General features: G+C 73.5%; 18 protein-coding genes and 2 tRNA genes. 6 read left to right on the forward strand and 14 right to left on the reverse strand.

Translation table 11 applies throughout. The annotated features are described in order from the left end of the window. Positions 1-7: 7 nt before the first annotated feature. The gene (locus P2F65_RS10325) at positions 8-403 is read right to left on the reverse strand and encodes a RidA family protein (protein ID WP_275806518.1); all 396 of its coding nucleotides are present in this window, start codon (positions 401-403) and stop codon (positions 8-10) included. A 112-nt stretch (positions 404-515) separates the two neighbouring features. Next, a complete protein-coding gene (locus tag P2F65_RS10330) occupies positions 516-1,283 on the reverse strand; it encodes an SDR family NAD(P)-dependent oxidoreductase (protein WP_275806520.1) in 768 nt (255 codons plus the stop codon). A 48-nt stretch (positions 1,284-1,331) separates the two neighbouring features. Between P2F65_RS10330 and P2F65_RS10335 the strand changes: the two genes are divergently transcribed. The 3 genes from P2F65_RS10335 (at position 1,332) to P2F65_RS10345 (ending at position 4,483) form a co-directional block, all read left to right on the forward strand. After that, positions 1,332-2,513: a thiolase family protein gene (locus P2F65_RS10335; protein WP_275806522.1), complete on the forward strand. Its 1,182-nt coding sequence runs from the start codon at positions 1,332-1,334 to the stop codon at positions 2,511-2,513. A gap of 51 nt (positions 2,514-2,564) precedes the next feature. Further along, entirely contained in the window at positions 2,565-3,365 is an 801-nt protein-coding gene (locus P2F65_RS10340) for an enoyl-CoA hydratase-related protein (RefSeq protein WP_275806524.1), read from the forward strand. Between the two features lie 194 nt (positions 3,366-3,559). Beyond that, the gene (locus P2F65_RS10345) at positions 3,560-4,483 is read left to right on the forward strand and encodes an NADP-dependent oxidoreductase (RefSeq protein ID WP_275806526.1); all 924 of its coding nucleotides are present in this window, start codon (positions 3,560-3,562) and stop codon (positions 4,481-4,483) included. Positions 4,484-4,555: 72 nt separating this feature from the next. Here P2F65_RS10345 and P2F65_RS10350 read toward each other — a convergent pair whose 3' ends face one another. The 10 genes from P2F65_RS10350 to P2F65_RS10395 all read right to left on the reverse strand — a co-directional run bounded on the left by P2F65_RS10350 (position 4,556) and on the right by P2F65_RS10395 (position 11,325). Next, positions 4,556-5,236 (reverse strand): DUF2231 domain-containing protein, encoded by a 681-nt coding sequence (locus P2F65_RS10350; protein ID WP_275806528.1) that lies wholly within the window; start codon positions 5,234-5,236, stop codon positions 4,556-4,558. A gap of 107 nt (positions 5,237-5,343) precedes the next feature. Next, positions 5,344-5,417: transfer RNA gene (locus tag P2F65_RS10355), tRNA-Asp, on the reverse strand. Between the two features lie 22 nt (positions 5,418-5,439). Continuing rightward, a tRNA-Glu gene (locus P2F65_RS10360) sits at positions 5,440-5,512 on the reverse strand. Positions 5,513-5,617: 105 nt separating this feature from the next. Beyond that, entirely contained in the window at positions 5,618-6,001 is a 384-nt protein-coding gene (locus P2F65_RS10365) for a GntR family transcriptional regulator (protein WP_275806530.1), read from the reverse strand. Next, positions 5,998-7,056, reverse strand: a complete 1,059-nt coding sequence (locus P2F65_RS10370) for a PHP domain-containing protein (RefSeq protein WP_275806533.1) — start codon at positions 7,054-7,056, stop codon at positions 5,998-6,000. Before P2F65_RS10370 ends, P2F65_RS10365 begins: the two co-directional genes overlap by 4 nt. Positions 7,057-7,066: 10 nt before the next feature. Beyond that, complete coding sequence (locus P2F65_RS10375) at positions 7,067-7,930, reverse strand: oxidoreductase (protein WP_275806536.1); 864 nt, start codon at positions 7,928-7,930, stop codon at positions 7,067-7,069. A 56-nt stretch (positions 7,931-7,986) separates the two neighbouring features. After that, positions 7,987-8,526: an SRPBCC family protein gene (locus tag P2F65_RS10380; RefSeq protein WP_275807381.1), complete on the reverse strand. Its 540-nt coding sequence runs from the start codon at positions 8,524-8,526 to the stop codon at positions 7,987-7,989. Next, positions 8,477-10,126 (reverse strand): cysteine desulfurase-like protein, encoded by a 1,650-nt coding sequence (locus P2F65_RS10385; protein ID WP_345803686.1) that lies wholly within the window; start codon positions 10,124-10,126, stop codon positions 8,477-8,479. Before P2F65_RS10385 ends, P2F65_RS10380 begins: the two co-directional genes overlap by 50 nt. Before the next feature lie 12 nt (positions 10,127-10,138). Further along, complete coding sequence (locus P2F65_RS10390) at positions 10,139-10,330, reverse strand: hypothetical protein (RefSeq protein WP_275806539.1); 192 nt, start codon at positions 10,328-10,330, stop codon at positions 10,139-10,141. Continuing rightward, the gene (locus P2F65_RS10395) at positions 10,327-11,325 is read right to left on the reverse strand and encodes a pirin family protein (protein WP_275806542.1); all 999 of its coding nucleotides are present in this window, start codon (positions 11,323-11,325) and stop codon (positions 10,327-10,329) included. The genes P2F65_RS10390 and P2F65_RS10395 overlap by 4 nt, the downstream gene beginning before the upstream one ends. A gap of 86 nt (positions 11,326-11,411) precedes the next feature. Between P2F65_RS10395 and P2F65_RS10400 the strand changes: the two genes are divergently transcribed. Further along, positions 11,412-12,167 (forward strand): phosphodiesterase, encoded by a 756-nt coding sequence (locus P2F65_RS10400; RefSeq protein WP_275806545.1) that lies wholly within the window; start codon positions 11,412-11,414, stop codon positions 12,165-12,167. Between the two features lie 42 nt (positions 12,168-12,209). Here P2F65_RS10400 and P2F65_RS10405 read toward each other — a convergent pair whose 3' ends face one another. Next, positions 12,210-12,863 (reverse strand): hypothetical protein, encoded by a 654-nt coding sequence (locus tag P2F65_RS10405; protein WP_275806548.1) that lies wholly within the window; start codon positions 12,861-12,863, stop codon positions 12,210-12,212. A 176-nt stretch (positions 12,864-13,039) separates the two neighbouring features. On the opposite strand from P2F65_RS10405, the gene P2F65_RS10410 reads away from it, so the two are divergent. Together P2F65_RS10410 and P2F65_RS10415 are read left to right on the forward strand one after the other, a co-directional pair. Next, positions 13,040-15,202, forward strand: a complete 2,163-nt coding sequence (locus P2F65_RS10410; RefSeq protein ID WP_275806551.1) for a sensor histidine kinase — start codon at positions 13,040-13,042, stop codon at positions 15,200-15,202. Next, the gene (locus P2F65_RS10415) at positions 15,195-15,851 is read left to right on the forward strand and encodes a response regulator transcription factor (RefSeq protein WP_275806554.1); all 657 of its coding nucleotides are present in this window, start codon (positions 15,195-15,197) and stop codon (positions 15,849-15,851) included. Before P2F65_RS10410 ends, P2F65_RS10415 begins: the two co-directional genes overlap by 8 nt. A gap of 13 nt (positions 15,852-15,864) precedes the next feature. Here the strand turns inward: P2F65_RS10415 and P2F65_RS10420 are convergent, their stop codons facing one another. After that, positions 15,865-16,779, reverse strand: coding sequence for a hypothetical protein (locus P2F65_RS10420; protein WP_275806557.1), 915 nt, complete (start codon positions 16,777-16,779; stop codon positions 15,865-15,867). Positions 16,780-16,836: the final 57 nt, after the last annotated feature.

A 16,836-nucleotide genomic window follows, 5' to 3' on the forward strand; every position in this document is an offset into this window, starting at 1 on the left:
AGGGTGGTCAGGGGAGGACCGCGAAGCCCTGCACCTCGACGAGCGCCTCGGCGTCCCAGAGGCGCGAGACGCCGATGCCGGCCATTGCCGGGTAGTCGCGACCCACCAGGCGCTTCCACACCTGCCCGATCTCGGCGGCGTGGGCGCGGTAGCCGTCCATGTCGACGATGTAGACGGTCAGGCTGGCGAGGTGCCCCGGCTCGCCGCCCGCTGCTCGCAGCGCCGCCAGGAGGTTGCCCAGCGCCTGCTCGAACTGCTCCACGACCCCCTCGCCCACGATGGCGCCCGAGGCGTCGAGGGCCGTCTGCCCGGCGAGGAAGACGGTGCGGCCCTCGCCCACGACCGCGTGGCTGAAGCCGCTCGGGCGACCGAGCTCCGGGGGGTTGACGCGCTGCAGGGCCATCGTGGGTCCTCTCGTGGGTGGGTGTCCGTCGGTTGCCGACGGTATGCCGTGCGGCGGACGTGGCGGGCGTCGCAGGCGTCGCGGGCGTCGCGGGCGACCCCCGCGCTGCCGCTCAGGACTGCAGTGCGCCGCCGTCGACGTTGATGCCCTGGCCGGTGATGCCGCCGTTGCGGACGCAGGCCATCACCGCCTCCGCGACCTCCTCGGGCGTGATGAGCCGGCCGATCGGCTGCTTGGCCTCGAGGATCGCCCGCGCCTCCTGCGTGCTGCGGCCGGTCTTGGCGACGATGCCCTCGACGGTCGCGTCCGTCATCGGGGTGTCGACGTAACCGGGGCAGACCGCGTTGACGGTGACGCCGGTGCGGGCCAGCTCGGCCGCGGCCGAGCGCACGAGGCCGAGCACGCCGTGCTTGCTCGCGGTGTAGGCCGAGATGTAGGGCTCGCCCATCTTCGAGGCCACGGAGGCGAGCACGACGACCCGTCCCCTGCCCCGTTCGACCATCGAGGGGACCGCCCGGCGCAGGCAGCGGAACGGTGCCGTGAGGTTGACGTCGAGCATGCGCTGCCACTGCTCGTCGGTGGTCTTCGCCACCGGGGCCGAGACACCGGCCCCCGCGTTGGCCACCAGCACCTCGACCGGCCCCCACGCGGCCTCGACCGCGGCATACAGCGCCTCGACGGCGGCGCCGTCGGTGATGTCGCACGGGTGCACCAGGGTGGGGCCCCCGCAGGCCGCGGCCGTGGCCTCGAGCTCGTCCCGGCTGCGGGAGGTGAGCGCCACCCGGTGTCCTGCCTCGCTGAGCGCCACCGCCACCGCGCGGCCGATGCCGCGTCCGGCCCCGGTGACCAGGGCGACCGGCATGCTCTCAGGGGTGCTCACGGGCGCGACCTTGCCATTTGTCTGTTACGACCGTCAAGATTGCGACATATGAGCGAGCTACGCGAGGCCCACGTCATCGATGCCGTCCGCACCCCGTTCGGTCGCAACCGAGGCGGGCTGTCGCACATCCGCACCGACGACCTCGCCGCCCTGCCCATCGCCGAGCTTGTGGCGCGGCACCCGGGCCTCGACCCCGCCGAGGTCGAGGACGTCTACTACGGCAACACCAACGGCGCGGGCGAGGAGAACCGCAACGTCGCCCGGATGGCCGCCCTCCTCGCCGGACTGCCGGTGAGCGTCCCGGGCGTCACCGTCAACCGGCTGTGCGCCTCTGGCGGCGAGGCCGTGGTGCAGGCCTCCCGCGCGGTCGCGACCGGAGACGCCGACCTCGTCATCGCCGGCGGCGTGGAGGGCATGAGCCGTGCGCCCTACGTGCTGCCCAAGCCCGACGAGGGACTGCCGCGCTCGATGCAGCTGCACCAGACCACCGTGGGGTGGCGCATGACCAACCCGAAGTTCCCCGCTCACTGGACCGACTCCCTCGGCGCCTGCGCCGAGCGGGTCGCCGCCGAGCTCGGCATCGGCCGCGAGGAGCAGGACGCCTGGGCGGTGCGCTCCCACCAGCGGGTCGCCGCGGCCTACGACGCCGGCAAGCACGACGGCTTCGTCATGGAGGTCGAGGGGGTCAAGCGCGACGAGTCGCTGCGGCCGGAGTCGACCATGGAGTCGCTGGCCGCCCTCAAGCCTGCCTTCACCCGCGACGGCACCGTGACCGCCGCCAACTCGAGCCCGATCAACGACGGCGCCCTCGCGGCGCTCGTCGGCACCGCCGCGGTGGCCGAGCGCCTCGGCGTGCAACCGCTCGGCCGCATCGTCGCCTCGCGCACCGTGGCGGTCGAGCCCGACCGGTTCAGCGTCGCCCCCGTGCCGGCCATCGAGCAGGCCCTGCAGCGCGCCGGGCGCCGCATCGAGGACGTCGACCTCTGGGAGATCAACGAGGCCTTCGCCGCGATGGTGCTCTCGACGCTGCACCACCTGCCGCAGGTCGACCGCGAGATCGTCAACGTCAACGGCGGGGCCATCGCCATCGGCCACCCCCTCGGCGCCTCGGCGCCCCGCGTGCTCGTCGACCTGTGCCGCGAGCTGCGCCGTCGCGGCGGCGGTGTCGGCGTGGCGGCCGCGTGCATCGGCGTCGGCCTCGGCCAGGCCGTCGTCGTCCAGGTCGACTGACCCGTCACCCGAACCACCCGACCCACCCACCCATCGACCAAGGAGCCGTGCATGATCCGCCCGGAGGACTACACCGACCTCACGTATGCCGTGGAGGAGGACGCGTTCGCGGTCATCACGATCAACCGGCCCGACCGGATGAACTCCTTCCGCGGACGCACCGTCGACGAGCTCATCTCGGCGTTCAAGCACGCGTGGGCCGACAAGCAGGTGGCAGCCGTGATCCTCACCGGCGCCGGTGAGAAGGCGTTCTGCGCAGGCGGTGACGTCAAGGAGCGGGCCGAGACGGGCAGCTACGGTGAGACCGAGTGGGGGATGTTCGACATCCAGGGCCTGCACCGGATCATGCGTGAGATCCCCAAGCCGGTCATCGCCGCGGTCAACGGCGTCGCGGTCGGCGGCGGGCACGTGCTGCACGTCATCTGCGACCTGTCGATCGCCTCGGAGACCGCCCGCTTCGGCCAGGCCGGCCCGCGGGTCGGGTCGTTCGACGCGGGATTCGGCTCCACCTACCTCGCCCGGGTGGTGGGGGAGAAGCGGGCCCGCCAGATCTGGTTCCTGCTGGACCTCTACGACGCCCACACCGCCGAGCGCTGGAACCTCGTCAACGACGTGGTGCCGCCGGAACAGCTGATGGACAAGGCCCGGGAGTACGCCCGGAAGATCGCGTCGTACTCCCCGACGGCCCTGCGCTTCCTGAAGCACTCGTTCAATGCCGACACCGACCACATCAACGGCATCGGCAACGTCGCCTTCGACGGCCTCGACTTCTTCGTGAAGTCGGAGGAGGGCATGGAGGGGGCGACCGCCTTCGCGGAGAAGCGCAAGCCCGACTTCTCCCCCTACCGCTGACCACTGCAGCAACCTCTGCTAGCAGCGGTTGCTGCCGGGGGCCCAGGTTGCTCCATGCCCCTGCGGCAGCAACTTCTGCTGAGTGGGGCGGCGCGGCCAGCGGCCCGGTCAGCGGTGCGCCGGCGGCGTGGGCAGGGTGTGCGCCGGTGTGCGGCCGCGGAATAGTGAGCCCGCCGGCGCAGGTTGGCCCCACCATGCGTGCCATCTCCTACGACCACTACGGCGACCCCGACAACCTGACCCTCTCCGACCTCCCCGAGCCGAGGGTCGGCCCGGCGGAGGTGCTCATCCGCGTGCGCAGCGCCGCGGTCAACCCCGTCGACTGGAAGGTCGCGGCGGGCGGGCTCGACGCGCTGATGAACGTCACCTTTCCCGTCATCCCGGGTTGGGACGTCTCCGGCGTCGTCGAGCGGGTCGGCCTCGACACCCCGGAGTTCAAGCCGGGCGACGAGGTCATCGCCTACGCCCGCAAGGACTGGGTGCACGGCGGCACCTTCGCCGAGCTCGTGACCGTGCCGGTGCGCGCGGTCGCCCGCAAGCCCAAGGCCCTCGACTGGCACCAGGCCGCGGGCCTGCCGCTGGCCGGGCTGTCCGCCTACCAGCTGCTCAGCCGCCTCGGCCTGTCCCGCGACGACACCGTGCTGGTCCACGCGGCCGCGGGCGGGGTGGGGTCGCTCGCGGTCCAGATCGCCAACGCCACCGGCGCCCGCGTCATCGGCACCGCCTCCGAGGCCAACCACGAGATGCTCCGCGAGCTCGGCGCCGAGCCGGTGGCCTACGGCGACGGCCTCGCCGAGCGGGTGCGCGAGCTGGCCCCCGACGGTGTCGACGTCGTCGTCGACTTCGTGGGGGGTGTGCTGGACGCCACCCTCGCCGTGCTCAGGGAGGACGGTCGGCACGGGTCGATCGTCGAGGCCGAGGTGGCGGAGAAGGGGGGCCTCTACGCCTGGGTGCGCCCCAACGCCGCTGACCTCCAGGCGCTCGCGGACCTCGCCGACAGGGGCCTGCTCACCGTGCCGGTTGCGCAGGTGTTCCCGCTCGAGGAAGCAGCCGAGGCCTTCCGGCTCAGCCAGGGCGGTCACGTCCGGGGCAAGATCGCCATCGAGGTGAGCCACTAGCAGCGGGTATGCCGCGTGCGCGCCATGCGCACGCGGCATACCGGCCCTGCCCGGTCGCCTTCGGAGGCGCGCTCAGTCGGTGACCGGGTCGTCGCTGCGCGACGCGGCGCCCGGCGCGGGCGCTGGCGCCGGGCGCGACAGGACGGGTCCCACCCCGTCGAGCTCGAAGGCGGTGTCGCGGGTGCCCACCTTGCGTGCCGTCGCCAGGTGGCCGCCGAGGTAGGCGGAGGCGGTGGCGACGCCCATGCCGGCCAGCGCGGTCACCATGCCGGTCCGGTGCCGGTCGCGGGAGCGGGCGGCGTACGAGGTGCTGAGCAGCGCGAGGGCGGCCGTGTTGAGCAGGGCGTGGGCCACGCCGACCCGGCGCTCCGGGTTTGCCGTCTCGTGCCACTCCGCGAAACCGGTGGCGGCGGTGGGCACCGCCGTGAGCAGCCCAAGGCCGAGCAGCCGGCGCGCCGCCTCGCGGGAGTCCTCGCCCCCGATCAGGTCCAGCACGACCGTGGAGGTCCACAGCCCGACGGGCAGGTCGGTCATCGGCGGGTGGACGGCGTGACCCGTGCCCCTGCCCTGCAGCAGCTCGCGCAGCGGCCGGGCGCCCGTCACCGGCCAGCTCACTCGCGCCAGGACGTGGGCAAGGGTGTCGGCGGCGCGCCAGCCCTCGACCGCGTGGACGAGCCGCACGAGCGGCGAGCCACCCGATGGGGTGGGCGAGGCGACGTCGGGCAGATGGGCGGGGCCGGGCTGGGAGGTCATGCCTCCATGTACCCACGGCTGCGCGGGTGATGCACGGCGGGCGGGGGCCGAGGGGATGGGACAACGCGAGAGGCGCCGCTCTCTCGAGCGGCGCCTCTCATGCGAAGCGACCCCGACGGGACTCGAACCCGCGACCTCCGCCGTGACAGGGCGGCGCGCTAACCAACTGCGCTACGGGGCCTTGGTGTAGGCCTTTTCTTGCGTATCCCCAACGGGATTCGAACCCGTGCTACCGCCGTGAAAGGGCGGGGTCCTAGGCCGCTAGACGATGGGGACCGGCTCTCGCCGAACCCCCGCGCCCAGCCAGCAGGGCTCGGATCCGTCGAGGACTCGGAAAGCATACGGGTCGGACGGCCATACGCCAAAACCGGCACGTCGGGGCTAGCTGCGGAGCATCCGGAAGGCCTCGCGCAGCACGGCGACGACCTCTTCCTCGGGCACCTGCGCGAGCGTCGCGCGCTCGGCGAAGGCGGCCGCGGCCCGGCGCAGGGCCACCTCGTCGCGCTGCGCGCCGGCGGCCACCACGGTGCCGGCCCGGCTGGCGGTGATGACGAGCCCGTCCGCCTCGAGCTCGCGGTAGGCGCGGGCCACCGTGTTGACGGCGACCCCGAGATCGGTGGCCAGGCTGCGCACCGTGGGCAGGCGTTCGCCCTCGGCCAGGGCACCGGAGTCGATCAGGCCGGCGAGCTGGCTGCGGATCTGCTCGAAGGGTGCGGCGGAAGAGTCCGGCTCCACCGTGATGGGCGGCAGGGGCGGTGGGGTCATGGCCGTCTCCTCCGAGCCCACTCGACGAGGCGGTCGGCGTCCCAGGTGTTGACGACCCGCTCCGCCGGCACGCCGAGCCGCTCGGCCCGTGCGCACCCCAGCGCCTTGAAGTCGAGCTGGCCCGGCGCGTGGGCGTCGGAGTCGATCGAGAAGAGGCAGCCGAGCTCGAGGGCCAGCGTGAGGAGCTCGTCGGGCGGGTCGCAGCGCTCGGGGCGGCTGTTGATCTCGACCGCGACATCGTGCTCCGCGCAGGCCTCGAAGACGGCGTGGGCGTCGAACTCCGACTGCGGTCGCTGCCCGCGCGATCCGGTGACCAGCCGGCCGGTGACGTGGCCGAGCACGTTGACGCGCGGGTTCTGCACGGCGGCGACCATGCGACGGGTCATCGGTGCGGCGTTCATGCGCAGCTTGGAGTGCACGCTGGCGACCACGAGGTCGAGCCGGTCGAGCATGTCCTCGCTCTGGTCGAGGCTGCCGTCGTCGAGGATGTCGACCTCGATGCCCTTGAGCAGCCGGAACTGCCCGCCCAGCGAGGCGTTGATTTGCTCGACGACACCCAGCTGCCGCGTGAGCCGCTCGGCCGAGAGGCCGTTGGCCACCTTCAGGCGCGGCGAGTGGTCGGTCAGCACGAGGTAGTCGTGGCCGAGCTCGACCCCGGTCAGCACCATCTCGTCGATCGGGCTGCCGCCATCGGACCAGTCCGAGTGCAGGTGGCAGTCGCCCCTCAGCGCCGCCCGGAGGCCGTCACCGCCATCGGCCAGCGAGTCAGGTGCCTTGTCCTGCAACGCTTTCAGGTATGCCGGAAGGTCTCCTCCCAGCGCCTCCTCGATCACCCCGGCGGTGGACTTCCCGATGCCGTTGAGCTCCTGGAGGGTGCCTGCGTCCGCGCGGGACGCGAGCTCGTCCGGGTCCGTGGCCCGCACCACGCCCACGGCCCGCCGGAACGCCTCGACGCGGTAGGTGCCGGCGCGCTCGCGCTCGAGGAGGAAGGCGATGCGCCGCAGGGCGTCGACGGGCTCGACGGGGGCGTCGAGCGGGGTGATGCCAGTGACCACGGGCGGCGCCTCAGTGCCTGAACTGCTGCTTGACGATGGCGTCCCACACCCGGTCGCCGCCGAGCTGGCGAGCGGCGACCATCGCGCGGGCCGCGGGGGTGAGCAGGTAGCGGCTTCGCGGCCGCTCCGCCTCGACCGCCTTGAGGATGGTGCGGGCGACGCTCTCCGGTCCGGTGCCCACGACCGGGTTGGAGTAGCTCCCGGAGGTGTTCGCGGCGTTGCTCGCCAGCAGGCCTGCATACGGTGAATCCGCTTGAGCGCCAGCGCTGCTCGCGACGGAGGCGTGGACGTTGTCCTCGAACCCGGTGCGGGTGATGCCGGGCTCGATGAGCACCACGTCGATGCCGAACGGGCGGACCTCGTTGCGCAGGGCGTCGCTGATGGCCTCCACCGCGTACTTCGTCGCGTGGTAGTAGCCGCCCACCGGAAAGGTCATCCGGCCGCCCATCGACCCGATGTTGACGATGCGGCCGCGGCGGGCGCGACGCATGCCGGGCAGCACGAGCTGGGTCATCCGGGCGAGGCCGAAGACGTTGGTCTCGAACATGGTGCGCACCTTGGCGAGGTCCGCCTCCTCGATGGTGCCGTACTCGCCGTAGCCGGCGTTGTTGACGAGGGTGCCCACCCGGCCGTGCTCGGCTTCGACGTGGCGCACGGCCTCCGTCATCGACTCCTCGGAGGTGACGTCGAGCGCCATCACGCGGGCCCCGGCGGATTCCAGGTCCTCCAGCGTCTCGAGGCGGCGGGCCGTGGCGTAGACCGTGTGGCCGGCCTTCACGAGGAGGTCGGCGGCGGCGCGGCCGATGCCGGAGGAGCAGCCGGTGATCAGGACGGGGTCGAGCGAGGTCTCGGGCATGGCGTCAGTCTCGCGCATGCCGACTCCGGTCGCGCGCGTCGCGGCCGGCGTCCTCGGGGTGGGACGGCTGAGACCTACGCCGCGCGCGGGTAGCCCGACCCGGCGGAGGCGGCGGCTTCCGCGCGCTGCTTGATGCCCAGCAGCATGCGCCGCTCCATGATCGCGTGAGGCACCTCGATGGTCAGGGCGTAGACCAACGACGGCAGCCCTGCGTCGACGTGGGCGCGGGCGACGAGCCGGCTGCGTCCCTCCCCGGCCGGCTCGACGACGTAGGCACCCCAGTCCTTGACGACCAGCGCATGCCCGGGGTCGACCGCCTCGACCTCGGTGCCGAAGTCCGGCGTCATGCCGATGGGGTCGCCGGGCTGGACGTCCTGCCACTCGGGATGGACGCGGTCGGCGCTGTGGATCTGGCAGCCGGCGAGGTTCTCCAGCCAGTCGTAGCTGTAGAAGCCGCCACGCTCCTGGCCGATCTGTGCCACCCACGGCCATACCTTCTCGGGCGGGGCATCGACCGTCACCGCGCGGGTGATGCGCAGCGCGGGCTCGGGCCCTGCCGGGTCGTCACCGGGGTAGGTGCGCGCGCGCTCGGAAGCTGTCGACCCCCAGGTCATCAGCCAGGGGCGCACCACGGACAGGTAGAGCGGCGTCAGCACCAGCGCTGCGCCGGTGGCAGCCCAGGCGGCCCGCCGGGCGAGCGGTGCCTCGAGCCTGGACGGCCAGCGGCGCAGGGCTGCCACGGGCGCGACGGCGCTCGCGGCGGCAAGGGCCAGCGGGCCACCCGACGTGACCGCCATGGCCCGGGCGATGCGCAAGCCCTTCCTCAGGTCGGGCCGCCCGCGTGCGGCACGAGTGCGTGCTGGGTCTGCTGCGTTGCGGTTGTCCTGCATGGCTTCCTCCTCCTGCCTCCTCCCAGACTGCGGGCGGGACGGTCGGCGGGGGTCGGGTCGAAGGTCCCCTGCTGGGCGAACCGCTCGCGCCGGCGCGGCACCGCAGGCGAGGGGTCAGCCGCCGACGATGTCGGTGAGGGCGTGGAGCAGCCGGTCGGCGTCGCTGTCGTCGTTGTAGGGAGCCAGTCCGATCCGCAGGGCACCGCTGTCGCCGAGCCCGAGCACGCGGGGAGGCCTCGATGGCGTAGAAGCACGCGGCCGGGGCGTTGATGTTCCGCTCGGCCAGGGCCACCCGCACGGCTTGGGAGTCGTGGCCCTCGAAGCGCACCAGCAGCGTGGGAGTGCGACGGGTCGCGCGCGAGTAGAGCACGGCCCCCGGCAGGGCGGCGATGCCCTGCTCGATCCGCGCGCGCAGGCGGTCCTCGTGCTCCTCCAGACCCTGCATCGCGCTGAGCACCCGGTTGCGCCGGTCGCCGGCCCGGCCGAGCGGCGAGAGGGCGGCGATGAAGTCCACGGCCGCGGTGGTGCCGGCGAGCAGCTCGTAGGGCAGGGTGCCGAGCTCGAACCGCTCGGGGACGGCGTTCGACGACGGCAGCAGCTTGTCGGGGTGCAGGGTCTCGAGCAGCTCGGGGCTGGCCGCCAGCACGCCGCAGTGCGGGCCCATGAACTTGTAGGGCGAGCACGCGAACAGGTCGGCCCCCAGGGCTCGGACGTCGACCCCGACGTGCGGCGTGTAGTGCACGCCGTCGACGTAGAGCAGGGCTCGCGTGCCGTGCACGAGGTCGGCAATGGCCGGCAGGTCGGGTCGGGTGCCGATGAGGTTCGAGGCGGCCGTGACCGCCACGAGACGGGTGCGCTCCGACAGCAGGTCCCCGACCGCCTCGGGCGCGAGCTCCCCGGTGGCCGGGTCGAAGTCGGCCCAGCGCACGACCGCGCCGACCCGCTCGGCCGCCTGCACCCAGGGCCGGATGTTGGCGTCGTGGTCGAGGCGGGTGACGACCACCTCGTCGCCCTCTGCCCAGGTCTGCGACAGGGTGCGGGCCATGTCGTAGGTCAGGGCGGTCATGCTGCGCCCGAAGATGATGCCGCGCGGGTCGGCTCCCAGCAGGTCTCCCATGGCGCGGCGGGCGTCCTGCACGACCTGCTCGGCGCGGCGCTCGGCGCGCGTGACGGTGCCGCGGTTGGCGATGGCGGACGTCAGGGTCTCGACCACCGCGGCGGCGACGACGTCGGGCACCTGGGACCCACCGGGGCCGTCGAAGTGGGCGGCGCCCTCGGCGAGGGCCGGGAAGCGGGCACGGAGCGCGGCGACGTCGAGGCTCATGTCCTGATCCTGTCAGGCGGCCAGCAGGGCGGCGATGACCGCCGCCGCCCAGGCCGGCACGCGTCCACGCAGTGCCACGGCAAGGGCGGCGCCCTCGAGCAGCACGCCCACGACGTATGCCGCGGCCACGGGCAGCAGGACGCCCACGGCGACGAGCGCGGATCCGGTGGCGGCAGGGGCCAGGGCTGCTCGCGAACCCCTCATGCGGTGGGCGGCGGCGGGTTCTGGCGCGGACGGATCCTCACCGGCGGCAGCTCCGGCGCGGGGAGCCGGGCAGTCCGGCCCTCGTAGCCGACCACCTCGCCGAACCGGTCGCTGCCGTCCTGCCACTCCTGCCGGAACCGCTCGATCTCCTCGTGGGAGCGCCCGACGAAGTTCCACCACATGAGGATGTCCTCCTCGAAGGGTGTGCCGCCGAGCAGCACGAGCCGGCCGGGCTCGGCCGAGTCGTTGCGCAGCGTCAGGGACCGCAGACCGCTGCCGATGAAGCCCAGCGCGGCCCGGGGGACGGGCACACCCTCGAGGCCGAGTCCCTCGGTGTCGGCCAGGACACCGTGCTCGAAGGCAGGGTCGACGCCGATGGTGAGGTGCGCGCCCGGGTCGAGCACGACTTCCGCCCCGAGGAGCGGCGTGAACGTGCGCACGGGCGAGGACTGCCCGAGCAGCGTGCCCAGGAAGACCCGCACGGTGGCGCCCCCGACGTGCACCGCCGGCGGCACGTGGTGCTGGAACATCCGGGGCTCGTCGCGGGCGTCATCGGGCAGCGCGACCCAGAGCTGCACGCCGTGCAGGACGCTGGTGCCGGGGGTGGAGACCTCCGAGTGCGCGATACCGTGGCCGCCGGTCATGAGGTTCATCTCGCCGGGCCGGACCATGGCGTGGTGGCCCCCGCTGTCGCGGTGCTCGATCTCGCCGGAGAACAGCCAGCTCACCGTCTGCAGCCCGGTGTGCGGGTGCGGCGGGACGTCCATCCCGCCCGAGCTGCTGACGTCGTCCGGTCCGTAGTGGTCGGCGAAGCACCAGGCCCCGATGAGCGAGCGCTGCCGCTGCGGGATGGTGCGGCGCACGGTCATGGCGCGGGGCCCACCGAGGGGCACCTCGCGTGCCTCGAGCACCTCGACGACCGGCCGCCCGCCGGCCTCCGGCGCCGGCTCGTGCTCGCACTCGGTCTCCACCGGCCGGGTCTCGAGGTTGCTCATGGCGCCCAGTCTCGCACCGGCCGCAAGCGGGACCGGCCGATCCTTGGCATGGTGGGTGGCCGGGTCACGACATGGAGGAGGAGCCGATGGCGCACGCACTCGTGAGCACGGCCGGACGCACCGCGGGCTTGGCAGCGGGTCTCGGACTCGGTGCGCTCTTCGGCGCGCTCGCGGTGCTGCGCCGGGGCCGTCCCCTGCACGCCCGGGGAGTGACACTGCGCGCGAGCCTGCGGTGCGACGGCTCCGGCAGGAGCGGGGTGCCACTGCTCGACGACGCGGGCGCGTGTGAGGTCACCGTGCGGGTGTCGCGGGCGGCGGGCCTGCCGGCGTGGCTGCCTGACGTCTACGGCCTCGCGCTGCGGCTTCCGGGGCCGTCCGCCGGCGAGGGGGCCCCGGCAGACCTGCTCTTCGCGTCCACCGGCGACTCCGGGCTGGGCCGCTTCGCCCTGCTGGTCCACTCGCAGCTCACCGACGGCCCCCTGACGACGCTCCTTCCGGTCAGGTCGCCGGCGGGGCCGCTGGTGCTCCGCCTGGCGACGCTGCCCGGGGCCTCCGAGCGCGAGGTCGGACCCAGCCTGTGCGTCCCCGAGCGGCTGTCCCTGTCGTATGCCGTGGGCACCGGTCCCTGGGTCGCCGTGGGCGAGGTGTCGCTGGCCGAGGGGGTCGAGGGAGAGGACGACCAGCGCCGCCACGACCCCGTGGTGCACAGGCTGCCGGGGACGTCGCAGTACCCGGTGGTGCGGGCGCTGCGCGAGCCGGCCTACGCCGCGGCCCGGCTCCAGGAGGTCGAGGGTGGGCAGACACGGGTTCGGGGTGTCACCGAGCGCCACAGCACTCGGTAACACCCCGAACCGCGAGGGAGGGGTCCCCCGAGGGTGACGGCGTCACTCCTCGGAGGCGCCGGTCAGCTCGGGGCGACGGGCGAGCAGGAGGCCCAGCGCGGCATACCCGATCACGAGGTGGGCGCCGCCGACCCAGCGGGCCACGCCGTCACCGAGGAGGAGGAACGTCGGCACGGTGACGACGGCCCAGGTCTCGGCCACCATCGGCCAGATGGACAGGGCGCCCTGCCAGCGACCGGCGACGGCGACCTTGATGCCGATGACGAACATGCCGAGCATCGACAGGGGCCAGAACACGTCGAGGACCAGCACCGGGGTGCTGTCGCCGATGCTGGCCGGCATCAGCCCGTGGATCAGGGACCACAGCGAGGCCAGGCCCAGCAGCACGTACTCGACGCGGATCATCGCGCGGGCCTTCCTCGTGACTCCGGTGGCGCCCGTCTTGAGCATCGCGGTCAGCAGCGCGAAGACGCCGACCTGGAAGAAGAAGCCGGTGATGTCGCCGACCCGGGAGCCGATGCCCTCGCCGTTCGGGCCGAAGACGAAGGTGCTGGCTGCCCAGAGCAGGGTGCCCGTCATCAGGGTCAGGCCCAGCCGGCGGATGGTCCGCGGGTCGACCGCGGGTGCGGCCGAGGACTGCGGCCGGTGGGTGTCGGTGCGGGCGAGGGCCGGCTGGGTGGTGAGGGTGTCGCTCATGGTCGTTCCTCTGCGTCTCGTCGCGGTGCCCCTTGCACCGCCTGGCACCACAGTCGAGGTCGGGCGTCCCGGCCCACAGGTGCCGGAGTCCGCAATCGAGTCCCCTGAGTTGTCCCGGGTGTCCCGGGACTGCGATCCCGGGACAGCGGGACTCCACGCTTGCGACCATGTCGCCTGTGACCACGCAGACCACCAGCAGCGCCCCCGCCGAGGCGGCGGCCGTCGCGGCCCGCGGCAGCCGGGCCGGAGCGGCGCTGGCCGCCGTCGCGGTGCTGCTCACGCTGGCGACCGTGGCGCTCGACATCGCCAACGCGCGCGCCGGCATCCCCGAGGTGGCTGAGCTCGAGCCAGGATGGGTCGGCTGCCTGACCGGGCTGGCCCAGGTGGTCCCGGGGGCCCTGCTGCTGCGCCAGCTGCCCCGACACCCGGTGGCCTGGTTGCTCGTCGGCTCGGGCCTCTTCTGGGTGGTCGACTCGTTCTGCAGCAGCTGGACCGCCTACGCCGTCTACACCGAGCCGGGGCTGCCCGGCGCGTCGGCGTCCTTCTACTTCTACCAGCGGCTCGGCGCCGGGCTGCTGCTCGGGCTCCCGCTCATCCTGCTCGTCTTCCCGCACGGCCGGCTGCCCCGGGAGCCGCTCTGGCGGCGCCTGTCGCTGGCGAGCATCGGGCTCACCGCCCTGCTGCCGGTGCTGCTCGCGGTGGTGCCGGCCGAGACGGCCGAGCGGATCGCCGGCGAGTCCCTGGACCCGGCTCTGGACGCCTTGAACCTCGACCCGTTCAGCATCCCGCTGCCCTACGGGGTCTGGCAGGTGCTGCTCACGGTCGCCTACGCAGGCATCTTCCTCAGCCTCGTCGTGCCGCTGATGGTGGTGGTGCGGCGCCACCGCGCCGCCGATCCGGTGGGCCGCGCCCAGACGCGGTGGCTGGTCTGGGCGGCGGTCGTCAACCTGGTCGTCATCGTGCTCGGGATGCTGACCGCCGACCCGGTTTCCGGGGTCCTCCTCGGCGTCGGCGTGGGTGTCACGTCGGCAGCGATCGTCGTCGCCGTCACCCGCCACAACCTGTATGCCGTGGACCGCCTGATCTCCGCGACGCTCGTCTACGCGCTGCTCGCCGCGGCCGTGGTGGTCATCGACGTGTTGGTCTTCGCTCTCGCGGGGGCCGTTCTGGGCCAACGTGACTCGGCTCTGGTGGCCATCGCGGTGGTGGCTGGGCTGTACGCGCCGCTGCGCGACCGGTTGGCCGCGGCGGTGCGTCGCCTGCGCCGCGGCTCCCGGGAGGACCCGTATGCCGTGGTGTCGGCGCTCGCCGAGCAGCTCGAGGTGTCGGCGTCGCCCGACCAGCAGCTCGTGGCGGTCGCCCGCGCGGTCGGTGAGGCGTTCCGCTCGCCCTACGTCAGGGTGGAGATCGACGGCCCGTCGGGCGAGAAGCAGGCGGTCGAGCACGGACGTCCAGCAGGCCGGTCGGTGGAGCTGCCGGTGGTCTACCGCGGCGAGCGGGTCGGCCTGCTGACGCTCTGCCCCGCCGGCAGCACCGAGCTGTCGGAGCACGACCAGCGGCTGCTCGGCGACGTGGTGCGCCAGGCAGCCGCGGCGGCGCGGGCGAGCGAGCTGAGCGCGAACCTGCAGGCCATCCGCGAGCAGCTCGTCACGGCGCGTGAGGAGGAGCGCCGTCGGCTGCGGCGCGACCTGCACGACAGCCTCGGTCCCAGTCTGGGGGCCGTCACGCTGCGCATCGAGACGGCGCGAAACCTGGCCTCCCGCAACGCCGCCGAGGCAGACCGCCTCCTCGAGCAGGCGACCGCGGACGTCGCCGCGGTGCTGGCCGACGTGCGCCGGCTGGTCCACGACCTGCGGCCGCCCGCCCTCGACGAGCTGGGCCTGCAGCGGGCGATCGCGCAGCTGGCCCGACGGCTCGAACCGCCGGACCTGTCGATCACCGTCGAGGGCGACGGAGTGGACGGCGCGTCCCTGCCGGCCGCTGTCGAGGTGGCGGCGTTCCGGATTGCCTCCGAGGCGGTCAACAACGTCGTGCGCCACTCGGGTGCCCGGCACTGCTCGGTGCGTCTCGGCCTCCACGGGAAGGGCCCGGGGGGCGGTGCTGCGCACCTGGGCAACGCGCTCGTGGTCGAGGTGCGCGACGACGGCCACGGCATCCCTGGTGATGTCGCGGCGGGGGTCGGGATGCTGTCCCTCCGGGAGCGGGCCGCCGAGCTGGGCGGGACCGTCGCGGTGGAGTGTCCGCCATCTGGCGGGACCGTCGTGCGGGCGGTCCTGCCCTGCACCGTGATTCCCGGCGCCGGAGCGCCGCAGACGACAGGAGCCGCTGCTGATGCCTGAGCCGATCCGGGTGCTGTTGGCCGACGACCACCCCGTCTACCGCGACGGGCTGGCCGCCCTGCTCGCCTCGGTCGACGGCCTCGAGGTCGTCGCCACGGCAGAGGACGGAACCGCCGCCGTGGCGCTGGCCACCGAGCTCCAGCCCGACGTCGTCGTCATGGACGTGCAGATGCCCGGGCTCGACGGCATCGAGGCGACTCGCCGACTCACGGCCGCGAGCCCGCACATCGGCGTGGTCATGCTCACCATGGCCGAGGAGGACGCCACCCTGTTCTCCGCGATGCAGGCCGGGGCCAGGGGATACCTGCTCAAGGGCGCCAACCAGGCTGAGATCACACGCGCCGTGACCGCCGTGGCGCGAGGAGAGGCGATCTTCGGCCCGGCCATCGCCCGTCGCATCGCCGACTTCTTCGCCGCGGGGCCAGCGGTGGGATCCGCTGCCGAGCAGGCCTTCCCGCAGCTGACGGCACGGGAGCGGGAGATCCTCGAGCTGGTCGCCGCAGGGAGGTCCAACGCCCAGATCGCCTCGACGCTGTTCCTGTCGCCGAAGACGGTGCGCAACAACGTCTCCAACATCTTCGCGAAGCTGCACGTGGCCGACCGGGCCGAGGCGATAGTGCGCGCGAGGGAGGCGGGCCTGGGCCTCTAGAGGTCCCGCCGCGTCACCGGTCCGGCAGGACCTGGGGAAGGAGTGGCCGACCTGAGGCGGCATCGAGCACCGGACGGTCGCCCAGCTCGGTCCTCAGCGGCACGGTGACCTCCTCGAGGCGCAGCATCGCGTTGCACGCCTGGTCCGGCGGTGGGGCGAGGGCCGTCCCGCCGACCACGACGACCTCGTCGGTCTCGAGCACGTGTTCTCTTCGCTCGGTGTCGCAGTCGCCGCTGCCAATCGTCACCGTCAGAGAGTCGGCGGTGTCCGAGACGACGTCCTGTCCGTAGAGCAGGCGGCGCCTGCCGTCGCTAGGCGCCTCGGAGAGGCTGCTCGGCTCGAAGTCGCCCGGCTCTGCGGCCTCCGCGACGGCGACGCGCACCAGCGAATCGGACAGGCCCTGCACCGTGAACGCCCACGCCGGCACCTGCGCCGGGCCCCGGGCCGTGGCGAGGGTGGTCCTGACCGCTCGCGCGCCGGTGATGGTGACCCACTCACAGCCCGTGCCGGATGCCGGGGTGGGGCAGGGGCCCGAGCGGGGGTTCACCATCGCCTCGTAGGCCGCTTGCGCGTCGAGCGTGTAGACCTCCACGGTCGTGCCGTCCAGGTGGCGCACCTGCCCGGTGCCCGGCGTGGTGGGCAGGGCGGTTGCGGTGCGGACCCAGCCCCCGTAGAACGCGGCCTTGAGGGTCTCACGCGGGGTCCAGTCGGGCTCGATGGTGAGGCCCTGTGCGGGGACGATGCTGGTGCGCCACCGCTCGAGGAGGTCACCCTCCGTCCAGACGGCCGCCACCTCTCGGGCGCGCCGGTCGAAGAGGGCGGAGGCATCGCCCGCCGGAGCGCCATCTCCGTTGCTGGAGCCGCACCCGGTGACCAGGCTCACCGCGAGGAGGGCGACGGCGGTGAGCACGATGGTCTGGCGCGGCATGCCGGTTGGACGTCGGCCGCACCTCAGGAGTTCCTTCGACCCGCGCTGAAGAGGTGG

It is taken from the genome of Knoellia sp. p5-6-4 (assembly GCF_029222705.1).
Lineage (GTDB): Bacteria > Actinomycetota > Actinomycetes > Actinomycetales > Dermatophilaceae > Pedococcus_A.

Excerpts from the sequence above, each read along its gene's own strand:
- P2F65_RS10325 (WP_275806518.1), bottom strand. The coding sequence starts at position 403 with ATGGCCCTGCAGCGCGTCAACCCCCCGGAGCTCGGTCGCCCGAGCGGC.
- P2F65_RS10335 (WP_275806522.1), top strand. The coding sequence starts at position 1,332 with ATGAGCGAGCTACGCGAGGCCCACGTCATCGATGCCGTCCGCACCCCG.
- P2F65_RS10340 (WP_275806524.1), top strand. The coding sequence starts at position 2,565 with ATGATCCGCCCGGAGGACTACACCGACCTCACGTATGCCGTGGAGGAG.
- P2F65_RS10345 (WP_275806526.1), top strand. The coding sequence starts at position 3,560 with ATGCGTGCCATCTCCTACGACCACTACGGCGACCCCGACAACCTGACC.
- P2F65_RS10350 (WP_275806528.1), bottom strand. The coding sequence starts at position 5,236 with ATGACCTCCCAGCCCGGCCCCGCCCATCTGCCCGACGTCGCCTCGCCC.
- P2F65_RS10365 (WP_275806530.1), bottom strand. The coding sequence starts at position 6,001 with ATGACCCCACCGCCCCTGCCGCCCATCACGGTGGAGCCGGACTCTTCC.
- P2F65_RS10375 (WP_275806536.1), bottom strand. The coding sequence starts at position 7,930 with ATGCGCGAGACTGACGCCATGCCCGAGACCTCGCTCGACCCCGTCCTG.
- P2F65_RS10380 (WP_275807381.1), bottom strand. The coding sequence starts at position 8,526 with ATGACCTGGGGGTCGACAGCTTCCGAGCGCGCGCGCACCTACCCCGGT.
- P2F65_RS10385 (WP_345803686.1), bottom strand. The coding sequence starts at position 10,126 with ATGAGCCTCGACGTCGCCGCGCTCCGTGCCCGCTTCCCGGCCCTCGCC.
- P2F65_RS10390 (WP_275806539.1), bottom strand. The coding sequence starts at position 10,330 with ATGAGGGGTTCGCGAGCAGCCCTGGCCCCTGCCGCCACCGGATCCGCG.
- P2F65_RS10395 (WP_275806542.1), bottom strand. The coding sequence starts at position 11,325 with ATGAGCAACCTCGAGACCCGGCCGGTGGAGACCGAGTGCGAGCACGAG.
- P2F65_RS10400 (WP_275806545.1), top strand. The coding sequence starts at position 11,412 with ATGGCGCACGCACTCGTGAGCACGGCCGGACGCACCGCGGGCTTGGCA.
- P2F65_RS10405 (WP_275806548.1), bottom strand. The coding sequence starts at position 12,863 with ATGAGCGACACCCTCACCACCCAGCCGGCCCTCGCCCGCACCGACACC.
- P2F65_RS10415 (WP_275806554.1), top strand. The coding sequence starts at position 15,195 with ATGCCTGAGCCGATCCGGGTGCTGTTGGCCGACGACCACCCCGTCTAC.
- P2F65_RS10420 (WP_275806557.1), bottom strand. The coding sequence starts at position 16,779 with ATGCCGCGCCAGACCATCGTGCTCACCGCCGTCGCCCTCCTCGCGGTG.